The sequence below is a fragment of the Roseovarius gahaiensis genome, assembly GCF_011601345.1.
Taxonomy (GTDB): domain Bacteria; phylum Pseudomonadota; class Alphaproteobacteria; order Rhodobacterales; family Rhodobacteraceae; genus Roseovarius; species Roseovarius gahaiensis.
The window spans coordinates 1-18,770 of record NZ_JAAORB010000019.1; the positions used below are offsets into that span (position 1 = coordinate 1).

At 60.5% G+C, this 18,770-nt stretch carries 17 protein-coding genes and 1 pseudogene; 11 read left to right on the top strand and 7 right to left on the bottom strand.

Annotation, left to right across the window (positions count from 1 at the left end):
- The first annotated feature begins 124 nt into the window (after nucleotides 1-124).
- Entirely contained in the window at nucleotides 125-1,543 is a 1,419-nt protein-coding gene (locus tag HAT86_RS10200; protein WP_167196825.1) for an amidase, read from the top strand.
- Nucleotides 1,544-1,550: 7 nt separating this feature from the next.
- Here the strand turns inward: HAT86_RS10200 and HAT86_RS10205 are convergent, their stop codons facing one another.
- A complete protein-coding gene (locus HAT86_RS10205; RefSeq protein WP_167196828.1) occupies nucleotides 1,551-2,102 on the bottom strand; it encodes a cupin domain-containing protein in 552 nt (183 codons plus the stop codon).
- 259 nt (nucleotides 2,103-2,361) lie between these two features.
- Here HAT86_RS10205 and HAT86_RS10210 point away from each other — a divergent pair, with 259 nt between their 5' ends.
- The 7 genes from HAT86_RS10210 to HAT86_RS10240 all read left to right on the top strand — a co-directional run bounded on the left by HAT86_RS10210 (nucleotide 2,362) and on the right by HAT86_RS10240 (nucleotide 9,255).
- Nucleotides 2,362-3,975, top strand: a complete 1,614-nt coding sequence (locus tag HAT86_RS10210; RefSeq protein ID WP_196780584.1) for an ABC transporter substrate-binding protein — start codon at nucleotides 2,362-2,364, stop codon at nucleotides 3,973-3,975.
- 66 nt (nucleotides 3,976-4,041) lie between these two features.
- Nucleotides 4,042-4,983, top strand: a complete 942-nt coding sequence (locus HAT86_RS10215) for an ABC transporter permease (RefSeq protein ID WP_167196831.1) — start codon at nucleotides 4,042-4,044, stop codon at nucleotides 4,981-4,983.
- 34 nt (nucleotides 4,984-5,017) lie between these two features.
- On the top strand, nucleotides 5,018-5,902 hold the full coding sequence (locus tag HAT86_RS10220; protein ID WP_167196834.1) for an ABC transporter permease: 885 nt from the start codon (nucleotides 5,018-5,020) through the stop codon (nucleotides 5,900-5,902).
- A gap of 4 nt (nucleotides 5,903-5,906) precedes the next feature.
- Nucleotides 5,907-6,959, top strand: coding sequence for an ABC transporter ATP-binding protein (locus tag HAT86_RS10225; RefSeq protein ID WP_167196837.1), 1,053 nt, complete (start codon nucleotides 5,907-5,909; stop codon nucleotides 6,957-6,959).
- On the top strand, nucleotides 6,956-7,933 hold the full coding sequence (locus tag HAT86_RS10230; protein WP_167196840.1) for an ABC transporter ATP-binding protein: 978 nt from the start codon (nucleotides 6,956-6,958) through the stop codon (nucleotides 7,931-7,933). The genes HAT86_RS10225 and HAT86_RS10230 overlap by 4 nt, the downstream gene beginning before the upstream one ends.
- Before the next feature lie 21 nt (nucleotides 7,934-7,954).
- Nucleotides 7,955-9,085 carry a M20 family metallopeptidase gene (locus HAT86_RS10235; protein WP_167196843.1) on the top strand — a complete coding sequence of 377 codons (1,131 nt, stop codon included), beginning with the start codon at nucleotides 7,955-7,957 and terminating at the stop codon, nucleotides 9,083-9,085.
- Nucleotides 9,086-9,087: 2 nt separating this feature from the next.
- Nucleotides 9,088-9,255 carry a hypothetical protein gene (locus HAT86_RS10240; RefSeq protein WP_167196846.1) on the top strand — a complete coding sequence of 56 codons (168 nt, stop codon included), beginning with the start codon at nucleotides 9,088-9,090 and terminating at the stop codon, nucleotides 9,253-9,255.
- A 368-nt stretch (nucleotides 9,256-9,623) separates the two neighbouring features.
- Here HAT86_RS10240 and HAT86_RS10245 read toward each other — a convergent pair.
- The 6 genes and pseudogenes from HAT86_RS10245 to sfsA form a co-directional block, all read right to left on the bottom strand.
- Nucleotides 9,624-10,889: pseudogene (locus tag HAT86_RS10245) on the bottom strand (TRAP transporter large permease); the annotation flags it as partial.
- Nucleotides 10,889-11,554: a TRAP transporter small permease gene (locus HAT86_RS10250; protein WP_167196852.1), complete on the bottom strand. Its 666-nt coding sequence runs from the start codon at nucleotides 11,552-11,554 to the stop codon at nucleotides 10,889-10,891. The gene HAT86_RS10250 and the pseudogene HAT86_RS10245, both read right to left, overlap by 1 nt.
- Nucleotides 11,555-11,643: 89 nt before the next feature.
- Nucleotides 11,644-12,645, bottom strand: coding sequence for a DctP family TRAP transporter solute-binding subunit (locus HAT86_RS10255; protein ID WP_167196855.1), 1,002 nt, complete (start codon nucleotides 12,643-12,645; stop codon nucleotides 11,644-11,646).
- Nucleotides 12,646-12,932: 287 nt separating this feature from the next.
- A complete protein-coding gene (locus HAT86_RS10260) occupies nucleotides 12,933-14,174 on the bottom strand; it encodes a sigma-54-dependent transcriptional regulator (RefSeq protein ID WP_167196858.1) in 1,242 nt (413 codons plus the stop codon).
- Nucleotides 14,171-15,958: a sensor histidine kinase gene (locus HAT86_RS10265; protein WP_167196861.1), complete on the bottom strand. Its 1,788-nt coding sequence runs from the start codon at nucleotides 15,956-15,958 to the stop codon at nucleotides 14,171-14,173. Before HAT86_RS10265 ends, HAT86_RS10260 begins: the two co-directional genes overlap by 4 nt.
- Before the next feature lie 45 nt (nucleotides 15,959-16,003).
- On the bottom strand, nucleotides 16,004-16,705 hold the full coding sequence (gene sfsA, locus HAT86_RS10270; protein ID WP_167196864.1) for a DNA/RNA nuclease SfsA: 702 nt from the start codon (nucleotides 16,703-16,705) through the stop codon (nucleotides 16,004-16,006).
- A 49-nt stretch (nucleotides 16,706-16,754) separates the two neighbouring features.
- On the opposite strand from sfsA, the gene HAT86_RS10275 reads away from it, so the two are divergent.
- Genes HAT86_RS10275 through HAT86_RS10285 form a run of 3 tightly spaced genes read left to right on the top strand, consistent with a single transcriptional unit; the run spans nucleotide 16,755 to nucleotide 18,768 of the window.
- Complete coding sequence (locus HAT86_RS10275) at nucleotides 16,755-17,477, top strand: competence/damage-inducible protein A (protein WP_167196867.1); 723 nt, start codon at nucleotides 16,755-16,757, stop codon at nucleotides 17,475-17,477.
- Nucleotides 17,474-18,199, top strand: coding sequence for a GNAT family N-acetyltransferase (locus HAT86_RS10280; RefSeq protein WP_167196870.1), 726 nt, complete (start codon nucleotides 17,474-17,476; stop codon nucleotides 18,197-18,199). Before HAT86_RS10275 ends, HAT86_RS10280 begins: the two co-directional genes overlap by 4 nt.
- The gene (locus HAT86_RS10285) at nucleotides 18,196-18,768 is read left to right on the top strand and encodes a peroxidase-related enzyme (RefSeq protein WP_167196874.1); all 573 of its coding nucleotides are present in this window, start codon (nucleotides 18,196-18,198) and stop codon (nucleotides 18,766-18,768) included. The genes HAT86_RS10280 and HAT86_RS10285 overlap by 4 nt, the downstream gene beginning before the upstream one ends.
- The last annotated feature ends 2 nt before the right edge of the window (nucleotides 18,769-18,770 follow it).

Below are 18,770 nucleotides of genomic sequence, written 5' to 3' on the forward strand. Positions count from 1 at the left end.
TCGAGACCGCCGAGATCGTCGAGTAACAGGGGGCGCTGCCCCCGTCGCAGCAAGCTGCGACTCCCCCGGAGTATTTTTGGAACAATGAAAGCCGGGGCGTAACTGAATAGCAGGGAGACATGATATGAGTGATATTCTGGAGCTTGGAGCGGTTGAGCTGCGGGCGCGTCTTGCGGCCGGACAGCTCAGCGCCGAAGCGCTTATGCATGCGACACTGGAGCGGGTCGAACAGGCGAATGGTGTTTTGAACGCCGTTGTGTCGATGAAAGACAGCGATACATTGATGGACGAGGCGCGCGCCGCCGATGCCGCACCCGGCGGCGGGGCGCTTGCGGGCCTGCCGATCTGTGTGAAGGATATGGCCAATGCCAAGGGGTTCCCGACCAGCATGGGATCACCAGCTTTTGCAGACAAGATCGCCGACAAGGATGATTTGTTCGTGTCGCGCATGCGCAAGGCCGGGGCGATCGTGATCGGGAAATCGAACACGCCCGAGTTTGCGCTTGGCAGCCATACGTTCAACACGGTGCATGGCGCGACATGCAACCCTTATGATGTCGGCGTGTCCTGTGGTGGCTCATCGGGGGGGGCGGCGGTTGCGTTGGCGGCGCGCATGGTTTCGATCGCGGACGGGTCGGACATGATGGGCAGCCTGCGCAATCCGGCCGGATGGAACAATGTGTACGGCATGCGGCCCAGTTGGGGCCTTGTTCCGGCAGAACCGGCGGCGGACACCTTCCTGCATCAGATTTCGACCGATGGCCCGATGGCGCGCAGCCCGCAGGATCTTGCGTTGCTTTTGAAGGTCATGGCGGGCCCTGATACGCGACAGCCGCATAGTATGCCGGTGCCCGATCTGGATCTGGCCGGGATAGATCCGGCAGAGGTCAAGATTGGCTGGCTTGGGGATTGGGACGGCGCCTATGCGATGGATGCGGGCATTTTGGAGCTGTGTCAGACCGCCTGCCAGACGCTTGCTGATTTGGGGTGCCGGGTGGAGCCTGTTCCGGCGCCTTACAGCCGCGAGGCCCTGTGGGACAGTTGGACGACATTGCGAAGCTGGACAATGGCGTCAAAGCTTTCGGCGCTGTTGGAGAACCCCAAAACGCGCGACCAGATCAAGGCGGACGCCGTTTGGGAAATCGAGCGCGGCCTGGCGATGAAAGCGGTGGATGTTCACAAGGCCAGCGTTGTCCGCTCGGGGTGGTTTCAGGCAGCGGCTAAGCTGTTTGACAGCTATGATGCCTTGGTTTTGCCGACCGCGCAGGTGTGGCCGTTTCCCATGGACTGGAGTTGGCCGACGGAGGTGGCCGGGGTCAAGATGGATACCTATCACCGCTGGATGGAGGCGATGGTGCCGGCCAGTCTGGCGGGGTTGCCCGCATTGGCGATGCCCGCCGGATTCGGGAGCAATGGCTTGCCCATGGGTATTCAGTTGATCGGTCGAAAAGGCAGCGACCGGCGGCTTTTGAACATTGCCGCCCTGTATCACGAGGCAACCCTGTGGCCGCAGAAGACTCCACCGAAATTGGCCGGTGTCTGAGCGACCCTCAGAACGTCGGGGGCGTGTTGGCCCAGAGCACGCGTGTGCGGGTGTTTCCGGGGTTGCGGTAGGCGTGCTGGCGGCTGGAATTGAAATGAAAGGAGTCGTCTGCGCGCAGGTGATACACGGTATCGTCCAGCGTCAGTTCAAGCTCGCCTTCCAGAATATACCCCATTTCTTCGCCCACATGCTGAATGTGGTCCTCGCTTGATCCGTTCGGCTCGATGATGTGGATGTTGCACTGCAGGATATGGTCCTTGGAATGCGGGATGATACGTTCGAGACGGATTCCGGTGCCTCGGCGGACCGGATCAAGATCAATGACCGGGCGTTCCCCCATGCGCGAGACGACCTGTTCCTTGCCTTTTGTTTCATCGAACAGAAGCCCGATGGTGATATCCAGCGCCTGTGTGATTCGGTGCAGTAGGGCGACAGATGGCTGGGTTTTGTCGTTTTCGATTTTCGACATATGCCCTTCGGACGTATTGGCCTGTTTTGCCAGTTGTTTCAGGGTCATATTTCGGATTCTGCGCAGCGATTTAATTCGTTCTCCGATCATGTCCCCAACCCTTATTGACCCGTGTTTTACCGGCTCTGTTCTTTCTACCGTCCGATTCGATTGTCAACTGTGCTTTAAAATTAGGCACCTTCAGGCAATTGCGAACAAGTTCGTGCAAGATACTTGCATCGGGCGGCGACCTGCGCTTACGCTTGGCGGTGTCCGCTGTTTCATAGTGCGACCATGAAAATGAATAATAGCCAGCGGTCGCGACAGTGCTTGAGTCGTCCTGCCGGGAAGCAAACACAGGGAGCCACAAATGCCTATGACTGCATTTGCAAATGTATTGAAGAAATCCGCCCGCCATGCCGTGCTGTCCGCGCCGATTGCGGTTGCGGGTCTGATGGCGGCCACAGCGCCGGCCACTGCGGAATCCGTGCTGAAGATCGTGCCGCATGCCGACCTACGCAACGTCGACCCGATCTGGACAACCGCGTATATCACGCGAAACCATGGGTATCTGGTGTTCGACACGCTTTTCGCGCTGGACGAAAACCTAGAGGTTCAGCCGCAGATGGCCGCCGGTCACGAGGTCAGTGAAGACGGCCTGACGTATACCATCACGCTGCGCGACGGGCTGTCTTTCCATGATGGATCCTCCGTGACGGCCGAAGATGTCGTGGCGTCGCTCAAGCGGTGGGGTGCGCGTGACGGGATGGGCCAGAAGCTGATGGGTGTCACCGCCAGCCTTGAAGCCGCGGACGACAAGACCGTCGTTCTGACGCTGAGCGAATCCTATGGTCTGGTGCTGCAGTCACTGGGCAAGATTTCGTCCAACGTGCCGTTCATCATGCCCAAGCGTCTGGCCGATACCGACCCGAACGCGCAGGTCGAGGAAATCATCGGCTCGGGGCCGTTCAAGTTCGTTGCTGACGAATGGCAGCCGGGCAACCAAGTGGTTTACGAAAAATTCGATGAGTACGTGCCCCGTGAAGAGCCAGCAAGTTATGCTGCGGGTGGCAAGGTGGCAAAAGTGGACCGCGTTGAGTGGCGCTATATCCCCGATGCCGCAACGGCAAGCCAAGCCTTGCTGGCCGGTGAGGTGGATTATTACGAACAACCCGCCGTCGACCTGCTGCCAATGATTCAATCGGACCCGTCGATCAACGTCGAAACCGTTGACCCGCTTGGCACCCAAGGCGTCATCCGCTTCAACTTCAAATATCCGCCGTTCGACGACAAAAAGGCCCGTCAGGCCGCGCTGTGGGCGGTGGAACAGGCTGACTACATGTATTCGATCATGGGCGACCCGGCCTATTTCGAAGAGTTCTGCGGCGCTTATTTCATGTGCGGCGGACCGTATGAAACCGATGTCGGCAGCGAAGCCCTGCGCGAAAAGGACATCGAAAAAGCCAAGGCCCTGCTGGCAGAGTCCGGCTATGACGGGCGCGAGGTGCTGATCCTTGACCCGACGGATATTCCGGTCGCGCATGGGCAGTCTTTGGTGACAGCGCAGGCGCTGCGCGAAATCGGCATGAACGTGAAGCTGGTGGCGATGGACTGGGCCACAATGACGTCGCGTCGGGCCGTTCGTGAGGCCCCGGAGGATGGTGGCTGGAACATCTTCCCAACTTGGTGGCTGGCCGCTGACCAGTTGAACCCGGTGACCAACATCTCGGTTGCGGCGTCCGGCGATACCGCATGGTTTGGCTGGCCTGAAAACCAGAAAATCGAAGATTTGCGCAACGCTTTCGCCAAGGAAACCGATGCGGACAAGCAGATGGAGATCGTTGAGGAATTGCAGGCCGAACTTTATGATTTCGTGCCCTACATTCCGACCGGCCAATACTATCAGCCGACGGCATTCCGCGACAACGTGGAGGGCGTGCTAGAGGCTCCGGTTCCGTTCTTCTGGAACATCTCGGTCGAGTAATCGTCCTTTGATCAGGCAGCGCGCGTCATCCGCGCGCTGCCGCCCCATCCATAAGGTAAGCCGGGCATGTATGCATATATCATTCGTCGACTAATCGCGACCATCCCGATCATGGCGATCGTGGCGGTGTTCGTGTTTATGTTGTTGCACCTCAGTCCGGGCGATCCGGCGGCGATCATCGCGGGTGACTTCGCCACAGAAGACCAGATCATCAAGATCCGCGAACAACTGGGCCTAAACGATCCGCTTTATATTCAGTTTGGCAGCTGGTTGGTCAATTTGCTGCAAGGGGATATGGGGCAATCCATTTATTCCGGCCTGCCTGTGACCAAGCTGATCGGTCAGCGGATTGAGCCGACACTGATGCTGACGCTGTGCACCATGGTGATTGCTATCACCATGGCTATACCGCTTGGCGTGATTGCTGCATGGAAAGTCGGGACATGGATCGACCGCATGGTTATGACGCTGGCGGTCTTTGGGTTCTCTGTTCCGGTTTTCGTGATTGGTTACCTGCTGATCCTCGGGGGGTCTCGGACGCTTGGGTGGTTCCCGGTTCAGGGCTATACCAGCATTTTTGAAAGCGTTCCGGGGTTCTTGTCGCATATCACTTTGCCGGCCCTGACATTGGGCGCGGTTTACATGGCGCTGATCGCGCGCATGACCCGCGCCACGATGCTGGAAGTCTTGAACGAGGATTACGTGCGCACCGCCTACGCCAAGGGATTGGCGACGCGCAAGGTTCTGGTCAAACATGCGCTCAAGAACGCGATGGTGCCGATCAGCACCACGATCGGTCTGGGGGTTGCCCTGCTGATCGGTGGTGTGGTCGTGACCGAAAGCGTGTTTGCCATTCCGGGCCTTGGGCGGCTGACGGTCGATGCGGTTCTGCGCACCGACTATCCGGTGATCCAGGGTGTTATCCTCGTGTTTTCATTCACCTATGTCCTGCTGAACCTGCTGATCGACCTAAGCTATGTGCTGTTCGATCCGCGTATCCGGTACTGAGCCGGCAAGCCAGAAATCCAAGGATAAAAATCCCATGAGTTTGCATGTGCAAGAACTGTCCTTTGGTGCGCGCCTGAAGCATCGCGCACGGGTCGTTGCCGAGTCTTTCAAGCGCAACCCGACCATGCTGTTCGGGGTGGTCGTTCTGTTGCTGATGGCGGTGCTGGCGTTTCTCGCGCCGTGGCTGGGCCTGCCCGAGCCGATGCAACAATCGCCGCGTGATCGTCTGCAACCGCCATCTCCCGATGCGCTGTTCGGCACCGATATGTATGGGCGGGATTTGTTCAGCCGGGTTTTGCATGGCGGGCAGGTTTCGCTGGTTGTCGGGTTGACGGTGGCGACCTTGGCCACGTCCTTTGGTCTTGCCATCGGGTTGGTGTCGGGGTTCGTGCGGAGCGTCGATGCGGTGATCATGCGGCTTATGGATGCGCTGATGTCCATTCCGTCGATCCTGCTGGCCATCGCCTTGGTGGCGCTGTGGGGCAGCAGCGTGCCCAACGTGATCCTGGCCCTGACCATTCCGGAAATTCCGCGTGTTGTGCGCTTGGTTCGGTCGGTCGTGCTGATGCTGCGCGACCAGCTATATGTGCAGGCGGCGATTGCCTGCGGCACCTCGACCCCACGTATCCTGATCCGGCATATCCTGCCGAACACCATTCCGCCGCTGATCGTGCAGGCCACATATATTTGCGCGCAGGCGGTGATTTTCGAGGCTTACCTGAGCTTTGTCGGCGCAGGGACGCCGCCAGAAATCCCAAGCTGGGGCAACATCATGGCCGAGGGGCGCATGTTCTTTTTCCAATCGGTCGGGATCATCCTGTATCCGGGCGCGTTTCTTGCCCTGACGGTTTTCGCGATCAATACGTTCGGGGACGGTCTGCGCGACTCTCTTGATCCCCGCATGCAAAGGAGGGTCTGACAAGATGACCGAAGACACTGTTCTTCTGGATCGCGGCCCGTCCGCAGATGCCGGAACTGACCCCGTGCTTCAGGTGGAAGACCTGCGCACCTATTTCGATACCCGCGATGGCGTCGTAAAGGCGGTTGACGGGCTGGATTTTTCGGTTCGACCGGGTGAAATCCTCGGTGTGGTTGGGGAATCCGGGTGCGGGAAATCCATCACCTCGCTGTCGGTCATGCAACTATTGCCGCGCCCGCCTGCGCGATTTGCCTCGGGGCGGATCATGTTCAAAGGCCGCGATCTTTTGCAGGCCAGCGAAGACGAGATGCGTCGTTTGCGCGGCAACGAGATCTCGATGATCTTTCAGGACCCGATGTCGTCGCTGAACCCTGTGCTGAGCATTGGGGACCAGCTGACCGAGGCAATTATACTGCATCAGGGGCTGTCCTCGAAACAGGCGATGGACCATGCCATCGAGATGCTGGACCTTGTACACATCCCCGAGCCACGCCGCCGCCTGAAGGAATATCCGCACCAGTTGTCGGGCGGGATGCGGCAGCGGGTGATGATCGCCATGGCGCTGTCGTGTAACCCTTCGGTGCTGATCGCGGACGAGCCGACAACCGCGCTGGACGTGACCATTCAGGCGCAGATCCTCGCGCTGATGGAGGAAATCCGCGACAAGCTGAAAACCGCGATCATCCTGATCACGCACGATCTGGGCGTGGTGGCCGAAATGGCTGACCGGGTTTTGGTTATGTATGCCGGGCGCAAGGTGGAAGAGGCGGATGTTGTCGAAATCTTCGAACGTCCCCAGCATCCCTATACGCGCGGGCTGATGCGGTCGGTGCCGCGGCTGACGACCGATTTTTCCGAAGCGCGCGAGCAAAGGCTATCGGAAATCCCCGGCATCGTTCCGGCCCTGACCAACCTGCCGAAGGGCTGCACCTTCGCCGAGCGTTGCGCCTTTGCAACAGACCGGTGCCGTGCAGAATATCCCGCCATTGAGCCCAAGAAGCCCGACCACGTTGCTGCGTGCTGGGAAAGTGCAAACCTGCCGGACTGGACCCTATGACCGAGACATCAGAGACACCGCTTCTTGAAGTCAAGAACCTGACAAAGCACTTCCCGATCCGTGGGGGGCTGCGGAACCGCGAGCAGGCGCGCGTCTATGCCGTGGACGGTGTTTCGTTCTCGGTTCACGCGGGCGAAACCCTTGGGATCGTGGGGGAATCGGGCTGTGGTAAATCCACGACGGGCAAGGCAATTCTGCGTCTTGAGGATCCGACCAGCGGACAGATTTTGCTAAAAGGCAATGATATCACCCATATCTCTCGCCGGGAAATGCACCCGTATCGCCAGCAGATGCAGGTCATCTTTCAAGACCCTTACGCATCGCTTAATCAAAGGCTGCGGGCGGGCGAGATCGTGGGGGAGCCCTTGGGCAATTATGGCAACCTGACCCCGACAGAGCGCCGTGAAAAGGTGGCTGACCTGTTTGCGCGGGTTGGCTTGCGTCAGGACGCGATGCACCGGTTCCCCTATGAATTCTCGGGCGGGCAGCGCCAGAGGCTGGGGATCGCGCGGGCGCTGGCCCTGAACCCCGAGATTATCATCGCCGACGAGCCGGTTTCGGCGCTGGACGTATCGGTGCAGGCGCAGGTCGTGAACCTGATGATGGACCTGCAAGAGGAGCTGGGCCTGTCCTATTTGTTCATTGCCCATGATCTGGCCATCGTTCAGCATATCAGCCACCGGATTGGCGTGATGTATCTGGGCAAGCTGGTCGAGATCACGGACAAGCAAAGCCTGTTCCGCTCGCCCCAGCACCCTTATACCGAGGCGCTGCTTGAATCTGTGCCCATTCCCGACCCACGCAAGCGCAAGGCGCGCAAGGTGCTCAAGGGGGATGTGCCAAGCCCGCTGAAGCCGCCCAAGGGCTGCAATTTCAATACCCGCTGTCCCTTTGCCGTGGACCGTTGTTTCAAAGAAGAGCCCGAGCTGCGCGAGGTCGCGCCGGGGCACATGGCCGCGTGCCATCTTCGCTGACCCATCTTGCCGGAGACCAAAATGACTGACCTGACCGGACTGGACCTGACCCGCAAACTGATCGCCTTCAACACGATCAGCCCACCGGGCGACGAGGCCGAATGCGCGCGTTTTATCGCGGACCTGCTGGAAACTGCGGGGTTTCAGATCGCATGGCATGATTGGCAGCCGAACCGGCCCAACCTGATCGCGACGCTGCCTGCGACCGAAGAGATGGCACGCGGTGCGATTGTCTATTCAGGGCATCTGGATACCGTGCCGCTGGGGCAGGTGGACTGGAGCGAAGATCCTTTTGCGGGCGAGATCAAGGATGGCCGCATGTATGGCCGTGGGACATCGGATATGAAAAGCGGTGTGGCGGGTTGTATCATGGCCGGGCTTGCACTGGCGCAAGAGCCGGTACGCCGCGCCGAGGTTAAGCTGATCTTCAGTGCCGGGGAGGAAACCGGCTGCGAGGGTGTGCTGGCGCTGGCCGAACACCCGGATCTGTTGGGCACCTGCGATGCGCTGGTCGTTGCCGAACCCACCGACAACCGCCCGTTCATCGGGCACAAGGGCGCTTTGTGGATGTCTCTTGTCCACAAGGGGGTCACGGCGCATGGGTCGATGCCGGAAAAGGGAAAAAATGCCATTTTCGCCGCCTGTGCCTCGATCGACGTGCTGCGCGGGTTCGATTTCGGCGTCGAGGCGCATCCTGTCATGGGCGGCCCGTCGTTGAATGTCGGCAACATGAGCGCGGGCCTGAATATCAACTCGGTCCCCGATCTGGCGCGTGTCGGCGTCGATATCCGCTCGACCGTGGGGCAGAGCAATGCGCAGATCAAGGCGCAACTTGGCGCGCTTTTGGGTGACGATGTGGATATCGAGCCTATGACCGATATGGATCATGTCTATACGGACCCTGATCACCCGTGGATGCAGCAGGCGTTTTCCGTTGTAGAAGAGGTGACAGGCCAGCGGCCCGAAGTCGGGACGGCCACGTATTTCACCGATGCCTCGGTTCTCAAACCCGCCATGGGTGACCCTGCGACGTTGATCATTGGGCCGGGCGCAATGGCGATGGCGCATCAGACGGACGAATATTTTGAAACCGCGCTGATGGACCCATGTGTCGAGGTCTTCACCCGTCTGGGCCGACTGCATATCATGTGAGAATGTCAGACAAGACCCACTGCCTGAACTGTGGCAGCAAACTGAAACGCAATACATCGATTTGCCCGCAATGTGGCGTGGCGCAGCCGGTCAGACCCGTTGGGGGGCTGATCGGCCTCATCGTTCTGCTTGCGCTATTGGGGGTGTCGGTGCTGGTGGCGATCTTCTGAGGGACGCTATCTCGCGACTGTCGGTGCTCCGCATGTCCGTGTCCCCCCCGGTGTGGGGGCACAGCCGGTTGCGCTGACCGCCTAGTCGGAACGCATGACACAACACCCTTGCGGCGCAGATATTTGAAGCAATACGAAAACGGGGGTTCCCCGCCCTGCGCCACTGACGAGACCGGCACGCAAGAGCCGGGTGAGCGGATATAAAAAACCCCGGCGAATAGTATCGCCGGGGTCTGATATGAACTTGGCCGAGAGGGCTAGTTCGTGATGATTTCCGGTCCCATGAACGTATTGGGCAGGAACGTCGATATGGCCGGGATGTAGGTCACCATGATCAGGAAGACGAACAGCACCGCCAAGAACGGCAGCGCCGCGCGCACGACGCTCATCATTGGCATCCCCGCCACACCCGATGTGACGAACAGGTTCAGGCCCACAGGCGGCGTGATCATGCCGATTTCCATGTTCACCACCATGATGATGCCCAGATGGATCGGATCAATGCCCAGTTCCATGGCGATCGGGAACACCAGCGGCGCCACGATCACCAGCAGCCCGCTGGGTTCCATGAACTGTCCGCCGATCAGCAAGATCACGTTGACCATGATCAGGAACATCACCGGGCCGAAACCTGCGCCCAGCATGGCATTCGCGATCTGCTGCGGAATCTGCTCATCGGTCAGCACGTGCTTGAGGATCAGCGCGTTGGCGATGACGAACAGTAGGGTCACCGTCAGCTTGCCGGCTTCAAACAGCGTATGGCGTGTGTCGCGATGGAAAAACGCGGTCACGATGGCGTAGGGCTTGCGGAACAAAGATGTGTTGCGCCCATCCCCTTCGGTCGCCAGCGGCCCCATGTCCTTGTAGATGAAGCTGGCGATGAAGAACGAATAGACGGCGGCCACGGCGGCGGCCTCGGTCGGGGTGAAGATCCCGCCATAAATGCCGCCAAGGATGATGACGATCAGGAACAACCCCCACGCTGCATCGCGCCCCGAGGCAAAGATTTCACCCCAGCCCAGCCAATCGCCCTTGGGCATATTGCGAATGCGCGCGATCACGTAAATCGCCGTCATCAGCATGCCGCCAGCCATCAGGCCGGGGATCACACCGGCCAGGAACATCCGACCCACTGATACTTCGACCGCGGCGGCATAGACCACCATCACAATCGACGGTGGGATCAGGATGCCCAGAGTGCCGGCATTGGCGATGACGCCTGCGGCAAAATCACGGGTATAGCCCACCTGCCGCATGCCTGCGATCACGATCGAGCCGATGGCCACAACCGTCGCCGGGCTTGAGCCTGACAGCGCGGCGAACAACATACAGGCGAACACGCCCGCAATCGCCAGACCGCCATGCAAATGGCCGACGCAAGCGATGGAAAACCGGATGATCCGCTGCGCCACGCCGCCTGTTGTCATGAAACTGGAAGCCAAGATGAAGAACGGAATCGCCAGCAGGGTGTAATGCCCCTCAAACGCCTCGAACAGGGTTTGCGCGATCGAGCCTAGAGAGCTGTCCGAATACCATAGCAAGAAAAGCGTCGAGCTAAGCCCAAGCGACACGGCAATCGGGACACCCACAAGCAGTAGGCCGATCACCATGCAAAATAGTAGAACCACTTCCATCAGTCATGCTCCCCTTGTTGGGCCCGCACTGTATGCAGTTCGTCCTCGACCTCGTGACTGGCCACCAGACGATCCACGCGTCCCTGCCAGATGCCGACAGCCACCTGCAAGAACCGAAACACCAGCAGCAGCATCGACACCGGCAGCACCAAATAAGGGATCGCCTTGGGTATTTTTTCGTAGCTTTCGCCGTAATTGAGCAATTCTTCCAGAAACTTGAGCGGTGCGATCATCGGGATGTCTTGCACCTCGTACCAGCCTTGCCCGCGCGCATCCCATTCAAAGCCGGTCGGAAACCAACGGCCGGTTGTGGGCGGCAATTCGGCAAAAACCGACCAGTAATCCCAAGCGCCTTTCAACAGCAGCAGCGAAAAGATCAGGCAGCAGGCGACGGAAAACAGCGCCATCACCCGGCGCACCGGGGCCGACACCATGTTCAAAATGGCGTCCACACCCAGATGGGCGCGCTTTTTCACCGCGTAGGAGGCCCCCAGCAGAACAAGCCAGCCGAACATGTAAACCGTAACCTCAAGTGCCCATAGAATATTGGAATTGAACAGGTATCGCGCCACGACATTGGCAAAGGTGACCACGGTCATCAGACCAAGAAGCGCGGCGATCAGGTTTTCCTCGATCCTGTCAGTCAGGCTGTGACGGGTGTGCATTGTTTCCCCTCCCGGCTGTGGTTGCAAAACGGGCGGGCCATGCGGTGATGGCCCGCCCGGAAACACTGCGCTGTCAGGCGCGGTATTGCTTACATGCTGGCGTTGATCGCCTGCGCTGCGTCGATGTTGTCTTGGCCCACATCGTCAGTGAACTGTTCCCAGACGGGTTTCATCGCTTCGACCCATTTGCCGCGCTGTTCGTCGGTCAGCTGGCGTACTTCCCCGCCGGCATCGATGATCGCCTGCTTGGCTTCTTGGTTCACCTGGGTGGATTCGCTGTTACGCGTTTGCGTCACTTCACCAAGGATGGTCAAGAACTGCTCACGCACATCCGCGTCCAGCCCGTTCAGCCAGTCGATGTTGGTCACGACCAGATAGTCGATCACACCGTGGTTGGTCTCGGTGACCCCGTCCTGAACCTCGAAGAACTTCTTGCCGTAGATGTTCGACCAGGTGTTTTCCTGACCGTCCACAACGCCCTGTTGCAAGGCGCCATACACCTCGGAGAAGGCCATTTTCTGCGGGCTTCCGCCGATGGCTTCCATCTGGGCAACCAGAACGTCCGAGGATTGCACACGGAATTTCAGGCCGTTGGCGTCCGACGGCTCAAGCAGTGGCACGTTGGCCGACATTTGCTTCATCCCATTGTGCCAATAGGCCAGCCCTTGCAGGCCGCGGCGCTGCATGGAATCCAGCATTGCCTGACCGGAGTCGGAGGCCTGAAATTCGTCCACGGCTGCAATGTCCTTGAACATGAACGGCAGGTCGAACAGGCGGAATTGCTTGGTGAACTTTTCGAACTTCGAAAGCGACGGCGCGGCCAGTTGCACGTCACCTTGCAACATTGCTTCCAGCACCTTGTTGTCATTGTACAACGTGGAGTTCGGGAAGACCTCCATGCACATGGTGCCGTTCATTTCTTCGTTCACACGCTCTTGCAACAAAGATGCGGCGATCCCCTTGGGGTGCTTGTCGGTGTTGGTAACGTGGCTGAACTTGACGACAATCTCACCATCGTCGCAGGCGGCGCTTGCTGCCCCGGCAGAGATGGTTAGGGCCACGGCCGTGGCGGCTGCGGTCAAAAATTTCATGGTGTCTCCTCCCATTTTAAAAGACGATTTTAATCAGCGCCCGTCAGGACGCGATGCGCGCATATTTTCGCATGGCGGCTATTCGCTCAAGTCATGGCGGTTAAAAATTAGGAGTTTTTGAAAAAATAAATAAAAACAATTATTTGAGTGTGTTTTTGTGGTTTGGCGGCAATGCTGCGCGGCAGCATTGTGCGGGAACTCGCACAAGCGCTCGTCAAGTTGTGCGAAAAACCGCACGCGAGTCGGAAAGCCCGGCATCAGAAACATCGGGTCTTGCAGGTGTTGACTCACTCCCGCCGGTAATCCTCGGGCTTGATGCCGTAGCGCGCCAGCTTGTCGTAAAAGGTCTTGCGCGGCAGTTTCAGCGCCTTGGCGGCCTCTGAGGCGCGTCCGTTCTGGCGTCCCAATGCGGCGACCAAAAGCGAGCGTTCCACCCGCGCCATTTGTTCGGTCAGTCCCAGTTCGGCGGCGTCCTGCGTGTCTTCGGGCATGCCCAGCACAAACCGCATCGCCGCGCTCATCAGCGACCTTGTGTTGCCGGGCCAGTCCTGCGCCATCAGTGCTGCCATATGATCGGACGTGGGTTCTGGCACTGGCAGGCCCGCCTGTTCGGCGGCCTGCGCCACATAGTGACGAAACAGCACCGGGATATCTTCGGGCCGTTCCGACAGGGCCGGGATGCGCACCGGCATCACGTCCAGCCGATAGTAAAGCTCGGGGTTCAATTGCCCTGCCTGCATCGCGGCGGGCAGATCGGCGGTGGACCCCGCAATCAGCCGCGTCTGAGCGCCAGCCTCGATTCGTTCCAGCAAGACGTATTGCGCAGGCCGGGGAAGGGCGGCGATTTCGTCCAGAAACAGGCTGCCCCCGTCGGCAGCGGTCAGCGCATCCTGCAAGGCGCTGCTGTCCAGTTCGACAGCCGGGCGTTTGACAAACGGGCCGCCGGCATAGGGTGACATCAGGTGCAGAACTTCGGCCACAGTCGACAGGCCCGCGCCGGGTGGCCCTGTAACCAGCACTTCGGCCCCTGTGCGTGCCGCGAGGCGCACCCGTGCGCGCAAATCTTCGGCCATGCGCGAGGTGCCGCGCAGCATCCGTGCCGCCGGGTCGCCGGTTTCCAACTGCGCCTTCAGGCGTCGGTTTTCCAGCACCAGAGCGCGGGTTTGCAACGCCCGGTGCAGCACTGGCAAAAGATCATCCGCCGCGCAGGGCTTTTCCAGAAAATCAAACGCGCCTTGCCCCATCGCCTCGACGGCCATGGGAATGTCGCCTTCGCCGGTTAGCAAGATCACTGGTAACTCGGGGTCCACCGCTTGGACATGGCCCAGCAGGTGGAAACCGTCGCGCCCCGGCATGCGGATATCCGACAGGACCACGCCAGCAAAGCCCGGCACGATATGGTCCTTGGCCTCAATGACCGAGCCGACAGGAACCGCGCGCAAATCGGCCAGATCCAGCGTTTGGACCAATGCCTCGCGCACCGCGGCGTCATCATCGACGACCAGAATGGTATCAGGCGTGTCGCTCATGCGGCGGCCCCCGTGTTGGGCCCCTGATTGTTGGGGCCCTGTTCCGTTGTGGGCCAGCGCTCCAATTCCACCCGGAACACCGCGCCGCCCCCCGGCGCGTTACGGCCCTTGATCTGCCCGCCAAAGCTTTGGACCAGCCCGTAGGAAATAGACAAGCCCAGTCCCATTCCCTCGGATGCACCAACCTCTTTGGTGGAATAGAACGGATCGAAAATCTTTTCCGGCTCGTCGATGCCGGGGCCGGTATCGGCCACCTCCACCACAACGGGGTCGCCCGCCTGCACAGTAATCGCGATTCGTTTTTGCGGGCTTTCGGCCATGGCATCGGCGGCGTTCGAAATCAGGTTGATCATCACCTGCCCTAATCGCACTTCGCCGCCTTGCACATGCACAGCCCCATCTGGGCGGGCCCAGCTTACGGTGATGGAGTCGCGCGTCAGGCGCGCTTCGGTAAACTCAAGTGCCTGATCGACCACCGCCCCGATATCAACGCAGCTTACAGGTTCGCTTTCTTGTTTGGCAAAGGCGCGCAGATTGCGGATGATCCGCGCCGCCCGCGCGGCCAGATCACCGATCCGGGTCAGGTTGTCGCCTGCCTTGGCGCTGTCGCCGCGTGCCAGAAAGGTGCTGCCGTTCTCGGCAAATTGCCGGATCGCCATCAAAGGCTGGTTCAACTCGTGGCTGATCCCGGCCGAGATTTGGCCAAGTGCGCTGAGCTTACCGGCTTGCACAAGATCGTCTTGGGCCTTTTTCAGCGCGGCTTCGGCCTCTTGCCGCTCGGTGACTTCGCGGCGCAGTGCGGTGATCGCCCCCGACAACTCGGCGGTGCGCCCTTCCACGCGATGTTCCAGCCGCGCATTCGCCCGCGCCAGAACGCGCCGGCGTTCGGCTGCTTGAAACAACAGGCCGCCGAAGGCCAGGCAGATCACCGCGAACACGCTGGCTTGTAACCCGGCCACCCATCGCGCCTGCCCCACGTCCAGCAGGGCATGCCCGGTCATCCCGATAACGGGCAGTTCGCGGGTCAGATGCAGGGCGCGTTTGGGCAGGTAATCCCCCCACTCCATCTGCCATACCTCGTGTCCGCCAAGATGGCTGGCCTCGAACGCCGGGATATCACCACCCCCGGCAGGGCGCAGGCCTGCGCCATCCGGCCCGTTTTGCCAAAACAGAAGCTCTGATCGGTTTGACACGAACACCTGTCCCGTCACATCGGTGAAAAACACCGGCGGCTGCCCGCCGATCCAATCCCATTCCAGTTCCGCGATGTCGATTAGCACCACCAGCACCCCGCGCACCATGCCTTGCGCGCCAAATGCGGGGGCCGCGTAGACATAGGCCCGTTGGCCATCCTGCCCATACTGGCCATAGCCTTGGCCAAGCGCACCTTGCAGGGCGCGCTTGAAATAATCGCTGTCGCGCAAATGCAAGGGCGCATTGCCCGCGCGCGCCAGAACCCGACCGTCGGGCGCAGCATACAAAAGGCCCATCGCGCCGGTCTTGTCGGCGGCGTCCAGCAGCAGCCTGCGGGCGCCCGCGTCAGGTTGGTCGGCGCGCAGCGCGATCAGCTTTGGGTGTTCGGCCATCAAAACGGCAAGTTCCTGATAGCGGCGCAATTGCCCGGTAAAGCGGTCGGCAGCCAGCGCCAGATCGGATTCACCCTGCTTGTCCAATTGGGTCAGCGCCTGACCATAGCCATAGCGCCAGATGCCCGCGGCGCACAGGGCAACCGCCAGCACGAACAATGCGATAACCGCGAAACGGGGGCGCAGATCGGGTGTCATGGGTGTGTTCTACCAATCCCTGTTATGGCTTGACCAGCGCCAACGTTACGCCAATGGCACGGCCCGGCCCAGTGTCACGCCCTCGGGGCTGATCACCGTGTCAAAGGCCAACGCCTCAACCCCGGCGTCGCGGGCCGACGCGAATGCGGTGGCATAGGCCGGGTCGATATCTGCCGCCAATGCAAAGGTCTGCGCATCGGTGCGCTGGATCAGGTAGAGCATCACCGCCCGGTGCCCTGCGCGCGCCATTTGCGCCAATTCCGCCAGATGCTTGGCGCCGCGCGCCGTTACGCTGTCGGGAAACTCGGCCAACTCCGGCTGGCGCATCAGCGTCACTGATTTGACCTCGATATAGGCATCGCGCCGCCCCGCGCCCTGCAACAGGAAATCAATCCGGCTGTTCTGGCCGTATTTCACTTCGGCGCGCACATGCTCGTAGCTATCCAGCCCGGCGACCTCGCCCGCCTCAAGCGCCGCGCGCAGCGCGCGGTTGGGCACCGATGTGTCAACGCCGGTGAAATGCCCATTCGCATGGTCAACCAGCCGCCAGCCGTATTTAAGTTTCTTCTTCGGATCGTCATTCGGTTCGACCCAAATGCGCATGCCCGGCTCGGCCAGCCCCATCATGGAACCGGGGTTGGCGCAATGGGCGGTTACCTCTTGTCCATCGTCCAGTCTTATATCCGCTAAAAAGCGTTTATAGCGGCGGATCAGCGTGGCGGGTATAAGGGGGGTTTGAAAGCGCATGGCGACAGGCCTATACCGATCCTGACACCCGATACAAGGAGCCGCCCAAATGCCAAACCCCACCGCCGCCATGCTTGTCATCGGAGATGAAATCCTGTCGGGGCGCACCCGTGACGCCAATATGAACCATTTGGCCAAGGAACTGACCAGCCATGGCATCGCCCTGACCGAGGTGCGCGTCGTAAGCGACGACGCCGAGGCCATTACCAAGGCGGTGCAGGCGCTGAGCGCGGCCTATGACCATGTGTTCACATCGGGCGGCATCGGCCCGACGCATGACGACATCACCGCCGAAAACGTGGCCCGCGCCTTTGATCGGCCCATATCGGTGCGCGACGATGCCCGCGCCGCGTTGCAATCGCATTACGACCGGCAGGGGCTTGAGTTGAACGAGGCGCGCCTGCGCATGGCCCGCATTCCCGACGGGGCCACCCTGATCGACAACCCGATCAGCGCCGCGCCGGGTTTTCTGATCGAAAATGTCTATGTGATGGCCGGGGTTCCGTCGATCTTCAACGCGATGCTGGCGGGGGTTCTACCCACGCTGACGGGGGGCGCGCCGGTGCTGTCACAATCGCTTCAGGTGTTCCGGGGCGAGGGGGATATCGCCGGGCCTTTGGGCGATTTGGCCGCGCGCTATCCCGATCTTTCCATCGGCTCCTATCCGTTTCAGCGCGATGGCGTGTTCGGTGCGCAGATCGTGGTGCGCGGGCAGGACGGGGCCCAAGTCGATGCCGCCATGGCCGAGTTAAACAGGACATTTCCCGCATGACGCCTGAACATCTTGATGCCGTGGCGCAAGCCACATGGCCCCCCGCGGCCATGCAAACCGTTGGACCGTGGACCATTCGTGACGGGCAGGATGGGGGCAAACGCGTGTCGGCGGCCACCGCGCGGCAGCCGGTCACGGCGGACAAGCTGCCCTTGGCCGAGGATGCAATGCAGGCATTGGGACAGACCCCGCTGTTCATGGTCCGTCACGGCGATGACGCGCTGGATACCATGCTGGGTGATGCTGGCTATCAAGTGATCGACCCGGTGAATATCTATGCTGCGCCACTGGCCAATCTGGCCAAGCCACCGCCACATGCCACCACGTTCACCATATGGGAGCCTTTGGCGATCCAGCTGGATATGTGGGTCGCAGGCGGGATCGGGCCGAGCCGGATCAAGGTGATGCAGCGGGCCACTATGCCGAAAACCAGTGTCTTCGCCCGCGACGGGCAACGCCCAGCCGCCACGGGTTTTGCCGCCATCCACGACGGCACCGCCATGGTTCATGCGCTTGAAGTTACACCGTCCTGCCGCCGCCGGGGCATGGGGCGGCACGTCATGCAAAAGGCGGCGATCTGGGCGCAGGATCACGGTGCCAGCCATATTGCGGCACTGTGCACGCAGGACAATGCCGGGGCCAATGCGCTCTATGCTTCCCTCGGCATGGCGCTTGTGGGACAGTATCACTACCGCATTCAGCACAAGGCCCAGACGACATGACGACACCCGACAGCCCCACCGCCCTTGACCTGCCGATGGTCGACCCTCTGCCCGAGGATACGCAGAAATACTTCGATATCTGTCAGGACAAGCTGGGCATGATCCCCAACGTGCTGCGCGCCTATGCCTTTGATATCGACAAGCTCAATGCCTTCACGGCCATGTATAACGAGCTGATGCTGGCGGGCAGCGGCCTTAGCAAGCTTGAGCGCGAGATGATCGCGGTGGTGGTCAGTTCGATCAACCGCTGCTGGTATTGTCAGGTGGCCCATGGCGCTGCGGTGCGCGATTTGTCGGGCCAGCCCGAACTGGGCGAGGCGATGGTGATGAACTGGCGCGCCGCCGATCTGGACGCGCGGCACACCGCCATGCTGACCTTTGCCGAAAAGATCACCAAATCCAGCTCTGAAACCACCGAGGCCGACCGTCAGGCGATGCGCGATGCCGGGTTTTCTGACCGCGATATTTGGGACATCGCGAATGTCGTCGGCTTCTTCAATATGACCAACCGGGTGGCCAGCGCCACGGGCATGCGCCCCAATGACGCCTATCACGCGCAGGCGCGGTGACC

Bases quoted from the DNA above. Each gene is read 5' to 3' on its own strand.
- sfsA (WP_167196864.1), bottom strand. From the start codon at position 16,705: ATGCGCTTTCAAACCCCCCTTATACCCGCCACGCTGATCCGCCGCTAT.
- HAT86_RS10220 (WP_167196834.1), top strand. From the start codon at position 5,018: ATGAGTTTGCATGTGCAAGAACTGTCCTTTGGTGCGCGCCTGAAGCAT.
- HAT86_RS10230 (WP_167196840.1), top strand. From the start codon at position 6,956: ATGACCGAGACATCAGAGACACCGCTTCTTGAAGTCAAGAACCTGACA.
- HAT86_RS10280 (WP_167196870.1), top strand. From the start codon at position 17,474: ATGACGCCTGAACATCTTGATGCCGTGGCGCAAGCCACATGGCCCCCC.
- HAT86_RS10285 (WP_167196874.1), top strand. From the start codon at position 18,196: ATGACGACACCCGACAGCCCCACCGCCCTTGACCTGCCGATGGTCGAC.
- HAT86_RS10260 (WP_167196858.1), bottom strand. From the start codon at position 14,174: ATGAGCGACACGCCTGATACCATTCTGGTCGTCGATGATGACGCCGCG.
- HAT86_RS10275 (WP_167196867.1), top strand. From the start codon at position 16,755: ATGCCAAACCCCACCGCCGCCATGCTTGTCATCGGAGATGAAATCCTG.
- HAT86_RS10200 (WP_167196825.1), top strand. From the start codon at position 125: ATGAGTGATATTCTGGAGCTTGGAGCGGTTGAGCTGCGGGCGCGTCTT.
- HAT86_RS10255 (WP_167196855.1), bottom strand. From the start codon at position 12,645: ATGAAATTTTTGACCGCAGCCGCCACGGCCGTGGCCCTAACCATCTCT.
- HAT86_RS10215 (WP_167196831.1), top strand. From the start codon at position 4,042: ATGTATGCATATATCATTCGTCGACTAATCGCGACCATCCCGATCATG.
- HAT86_RS10205 (WP_167196828.1), bottom strand. From the start codon at position 2,102: ATGATCGGAGAACGAATTAAATCGCTGCGCAGAATCCGAAATATGACC.
- HAT86_RS10250 (WP_167196852.1), bottom strand. From the start codon at position 11,554: ATGCACACCCGTCACAGCCTGACTGACAGGATCGAGGAAAACCTGATC.
- HAT86_RS10210 (WP_196780584.1), top strand. From the start codon at position 2,362: ATGCCTATGACTGCATTTGCAAATGTATTGAAGAAATCCGCCCGCCAT.
- HAT86_RS10240 (WP_167196846.1), top strand. From the start codon at position 9,088: ATGTCAGACAAGACCCACTGCCTGAACTGTGGCAGCAAACTGAAACGC.
- HAT86_RS10235 (WP_167196843.1), top strand. From the start codon at position 7,955: ATGACTGACCTGACCGGACTGGACCTGACCCGCAAACTGATCGCCTTC.
- HAT86_RS10225 (WP_167196837.1), top strand. From the start codon at position 5,907: ATGACCGAAGACACTGTTCTTCTGGATCGCGGCCCGTCCGCAGATGCC.
- HAT86_RS10265 (WP_167196861.1), bottom strand. From the start codon at position 15,958: ATGACACCCGATCTGCGCCCCCGTTTCGCGGTTATCGCATTGTTCGTG.